Origin of the sequence: Streptomyces sp. WM6378, from assembly GCF_001279695.1 — a bacterium.
In the GTDB taxonomy this organism is placed as follows: domain Bacteria; phylum Actinomycetota; class Actinomycetes; order Streptomycetales; family Streptomycetaceae; genus Streptomyces.
Map to the genome: position 1 here is coordinate 1 of NZ_LGDD01000080.1, position 4,005 is coordinate 4,005.

The following is a 4,005-nucleotide window of genomic DNA, read 5'->3' on the forward strand; positions in this document are numbered from 1 at the left end:
AGCGGACCATGTATGGTCGAGCCTCGTTCCGCCTCCTCCGCACCCGCATCCTGCTCCGATCATGAGCCGGCGATTCACGGAATCGCGGCCAGAACCAATATCGCCGTCGTTCACAGCAAGCTCAAAGCCATGGCAGACAGCTACGGACAGCTGACCGCCGAACCGGAAATGATGGGCCTGGTCAGCAGTGGCATGAGCCTGCAGTTCCTGGCCCGGGACCTCCCTCCGGACGCTTGTCATGTCCTGAACATTGCAATGCACAGTGTCGCGGCGGCGATCAGGAGGCCCAGCGTCGCAGCAAACGCTTTCGCACCCCTCATCACCGCCTTGGGGAAATTCTCGCCCGCCTTGATCGCAAGCACCGCTGCCGCGACGCCGATCAGGATGGCGGTCAGCAGCGCGAAGGCCAAGCACAGCAGGATCAGAACCAGACTTGTCGCTTCCCCGATCCCCGGCAGGGCCGTACGCGCGGCCGGCTCCGACGCTAGGGCGTCCATGAAGTCGTTCATCCCCATCCCCATTCCCATTCCTGTTGTTGCCGTCAGGAAAAGGCTGAGGCCCGAACGAGAAGGCGTACCGTTCGCGCTTGGTTTCACGGAAACGCTCCGCGAACTGGTAACAGCCGCCATTGGTAGGCGAGTTGGCCTCTTGGACCCGTCCGTGACGGCTGTCACGATGGGCGGGTGACTGGCTGGGACGAGACCATGAAGGCGTTCGGGCGCGACCTGGGGATGCTGCGCAGCGAGGCGGGCCTGACCGTGAAAGACCTGGGCAAGAAGATCGGACGGGCGCCATCAACGATCAGCAAGCTACAGACGGGAAAGCTCCTGACGCCGCCTGACCTCGAGGTGGTGTCCGCGTGGGTCAAAGCGTGTGCCGATGAGGCGGGCGTCAAAGGCATAGTGCTGACGGAGGCAGTCGACACCGCCAACTGGGAGAAGAAGCACGAGTTATTGCGCGGGGCAAAGGCACGGGCGTCTTCCGCCACGCACCAGACAGCCGCTGAAATGTGGATCCCCGGCGCCAAAGGCCGAGTCGAAGGCAGTGCATCGCTGATCACCGTACTGAACCGCCAGGACAAGGTGGTGTTCCGCCTGGCGCACGGAACACCGCGTCCCCCCAGGCTCACGCAGGACCAGGCCCGGCGGCAGCCGAGCCAGCTGCTTGATACCGACCGTGAATGGGTTGGCTTCGTCGGCGGGAACGCCCCCCTGGAACGCTTGCGGCTGTGGTGCAAGCCCAGCAGCGACCGCCCTCGGATCCGGCTGCGCCTGCTGCGGGGACCCGCGGGCCAGGGAAAATCCCGCCTGGCTGCCCACTTCGCGGCTGCGCGCTGCAACCCGGGAAACCCGGCCACGAACTGGACCACCTTCCACGTCCTTCAGGAAGGCTCTCCCGCCACCGCCTCACAGCGCCCGAGCCTCCCCCGCGTTGCCGGCGCCCAGGGCTACCTGCTGATCGTCGATGACATCGAGCGCTGGCGACTGGAAGACCTCGAGAATCTGCTTTATCAGTGCAAGCAACAGCAGGTGGGCGAGATCCGTATCCTCTTCATCACGCGGTCCTCCGGCATGTGGTGGGCTCGGATATCGAACTACGCCTCAGACCTGGGCATGGAAGTCGATGAGCAAGATCTGCCCTCTGTGACTGGCGAGTTGGACCGCGGCCTTCTGTTCGCTGGAGCGCGGAAATCCTTCGCCAAGGTCCTCAGGCCCCGCCCCCAGCCCGATACCCCAGTGCCGGATCTCAGCGGTGACGGCTTCGCCACAGTCCTCGCGATCCATATGGCGGCGCTCGCGGACGTCCATGCTCAGTGCTCGGGCGACAGAGCACCACACAAGCCGGAACAGGTCGCCGCCTACCTGCTGGGCCGCGAGGCCCAGCACTGGGCCAGCCTTGCCGCGACCACACGTATGAGTACCGACCCCTGGGTGCTGGCCCAGGTGGTCTACACCGCCGCGCTGACCGGCCCGCTCACCCAAGAAGACGCGATCCTCGCCCTCGAAGGCATCAAAGTCTCCCAGGCCCATGACCCATACACGATCCTCGCCGACCACACCACGGCGTATCCGGCGCACCGCGAGGGCACGGTCCTGCAGCCACTGCTGCCGGACACACTCGCAGAGGCGTACATCGCGCTGTGCCTCCCCCAGCGCAATCCCTCCGATGGTCTTCCCACCGGCTTAGCCATGGGCCCGTGGGTCTCGGCGGCGCCCGCACGCCTCCTCACGAGCGCGCTGCAGCGCAGCAAGGAAGACCGCGAGCCACAAGCGTTCCCCCGGTGGGGCAGGAGCGCTTTGCTCACCCTGATCGAGACCGCCGCCCGCTGGAACCACGTCGCCACCGGCCAACTCGCTCCTCTCCTCCAAGCCGACCCCAAGCTGATCCAGAAGACCGGCTCGATCGGCTTGTCCAGACTCTGTGCAGTTGATCCGTTTCCCCGGCCTGTACTGGCAGCGGTGTACCAAGCCCTGCCGCTCGATGATGTGGAACTCAACGCAGGAGCAGCGGAACTCGTCAAGCTTCTGGCTCCAGCAGCTTTGGCGCGCGCCCAAGGAGATCCCGCCACCGAGGCCAAGGTACGCGCCCACATTGGAAGTCGCTATCAAATCGCCTTTCAGTACACGGAAGCTGCCGCCGAGTTCGACCGGGTAGTTCCGATCATGCAGGCTCTGACAGCCGGAACAACTCGTGAGGATCTGATGGCCGGGGGACGACCGGTAGAACGCCTGAAGGACCGCGCGCTGTATCTCGACTGGGCCGGGATCGCCTATGAGTACAACGACGAGTTCGACAAGGCCCTAGCCGCGACGCAGAAGGCTATCGAAATCTGTGACCTTCTGATCGAAGCCGGGCACACCGAACAGCGGCTGCGTCTCACCTTCGTGCTGGCCAACCTTGCCGGCCGCCACCGCATCGACGCCGAGGGCCGCCTCAAGGCAGCCCAGAGAGCCGTGGGCATCTGCCAGGAACTTGAGAAAGAACCGCTGCCCCCAGGCTCGGCCCCGCCGGAACTTGCCGGCGCCCTGCAGAACGTCGCCGCCGCCCAGCACACGCTCGGAAACCACCGCGCGGCACGGGATGCCGCACAGGAGGCCGCCCTAATCCGCCGCGTGCAGAACAAGAACAACTTCGGCCGCTACGCTCCCCACCTGCATGACGCGCTCTATCAATTGGCTCGGGAACTCACCTGCACCGGACAGCACCGCGAAGCAGCTCTCATCCACGCTGAACGCACCGCACTCCTACGAGAACTTGCCGCCGCCGACGAAAACAATTACGGCCCATACCTCTACCTCGCCGAAGCCGAGCGATCCGGCTCGAAGTCGACCCGCTTCCAGTCTGCCTTTGGTCCTCCAGGGTGAACAGGCCAGGCAGAGCGTACGGAGGGAAGTCGGCACTCCCACCACGACTTACCAAGGAGCCTGACCTGCAACGACGTTGAGGCGCTACACCGGCACGCCGTACGGGCCAGCGACCGCGACAAGCTGTGGAACCATCCCCGCCGTCTCACCGACGATCTCCAGCCGCACCGGCTGGCCGGCCTGCCGGTCCAGCCGATACTCCAGCGCAGCCCGGCCCTAAAGTCGTCGGGCCCCTCGTAGGCGACGGGCTCGGCATGGATCTCGGTGTCGTCGCGCAGGGCCTCCCACGGGATACGGCCCGAGCGGCGGGCCATCTCCAGGAGTTCCACCGTCTACTTGTAGGTGCGCTCCTCCTTGACCAGCACGCCGTCGGAGATCAGCGAGTATCAGACCTGCCGGATCGTGAGCGGCAGCTGAGCCACGTACCGCTCCAGAACCCGATCCACCGCCGTCAAAAGCTCGCACGTCCGGGCGCGGGGCCTCCACCGCGGCTGATAGCCACGAGGCCGCCGGTTCGGCATGACACGCCTCCCGACCGGGAGTTACTGACCTTTCCGATGGGTTGTCGGGCTGGTGTCATCTGTAGGTGGCGAGAGGCCGGTGCCGTCGAGGCAGCCGTCGATGAGGTCTGGTGTGTGCT

Annotated in this window: 2 protein-coding genes; one reads left to right on the forward strand and one right to left on the reverse strand. The window is 65.5% G+C overall.

From position 1 onward, the window contains the following. Positions 1-236: 236 nt before the first annotated feature. Positions 237-509: a hypothetical protein gene (locus tag ADK54_RS45810; RefSeq protein ID WP_159047691.1), complete on the reverse strand. Its 273-nt coding sequence runs from the start codon at positions 507-509 to the stop codon at positions 237-239. Positions 510-683: 174 nt separating this feature from the next. On the opposite strand from ADK54_RS45810, the gene ADK54_RS09680 reads away from it, so the two are divergent. Continuing rightward, positions 684-3,365 carry a helix-turn-helix domain-containing protein gene (locus ADK54_RS09680; RefSeq protein ID WP_053725150.1) on the forward strand — a complete coding sequence of 894 codons (2,682 nt, stop codon included), beginning with the start codon at positions 684-686 and terminating at the stop codon, positions 3,363-3,365. The last annotated feature ends 640 nt before the right edge of the window (positions 3,366-4,005 follow it).

Excerpts from the sequence above, each read along its gene's own strand:
- ADK54_RS45810 (WP_159047691.1), bottom strand. The coding sequence starts at position 509 with ATGAACGACTTCATGGACGCCCTAGCGTCGGAGCCGGCCGCGCGTACG.